The organism is Bacillus sp. I-2, from assembly GCF_001974945.1.
Lineage (GTDB): Bacteria > Bacillota > Bacilli > Bacillales > Bacillaceae > Bacillus > Bacillus safensis.
Window position 1 is genome coordinate 1 of the sequence record NZ_LZRW01000026.1, and the last position, 468, is coordinate 468.

2 tRNA genes and 1 rRNA gene are annotated in these 468 nt (G+C 47.9%); all 3 read left to right on the top strand.

From position 1 onward, the window contains the following. Positions 1-76, top strand: a 16S ribosomal RNA gene (locus BAE31_RS08980); the annotation flags it as partial. A 95-nt stretch (positions 77-171) separates the two neighbouring features. After that, positions 172-248: transfer RNA gene (locus BAE31_RS08985), tRNA-Ile, on the top strand. Between the two features lie 14 nt (positions 249-262). After that, positions 263-338, top strand: a tRNA-Ala gene (locus BAE31_RS08990). Positions 339-468: the final 130 nt, after the last annotated feature.

Below are 468 nucleotides of genomic sequence, written 5' to 3' on the forward strand. Positions count from 1 at the left end.
GAAGGTGGGGCAGATGATTGGGGTGAAGTCGTAACAAGGTAGCCGTATCGGAAGGTGCGGCTGGATCACCTCCTTTCTAAGGATATATGGAGCAGCGTACGTTTTCGTCTTGTTTAGTTTTGAAGGAACTTGCAAAAGATCCTACAACATCATATCTTCGATATGAAAGATGGGCCTGTAGCTCAGCTGGTTAGAGCGCACGCCTGATAAGCGTGAGGTCGGTGGTTCGAGTCCACTCAGGCCCACCATCTTCTATTAAATCGGGGCCTTAGCTCAGCTGGGAGAGCGCCTGCCTTGCACGCAGGAGGTCAGCGGTTCGATCCCGCTAGGCTCCACCAACGTGTTCTTTGAAAACTAGATAACAATAAGTAATACATTCACATTGAATGCAATGCAAAGTTCATCACACATAGTGATTCTTTCTAAAGTAAGAAATGGTTAAGTTAGAAAGGGCGCACGGTGGATGCC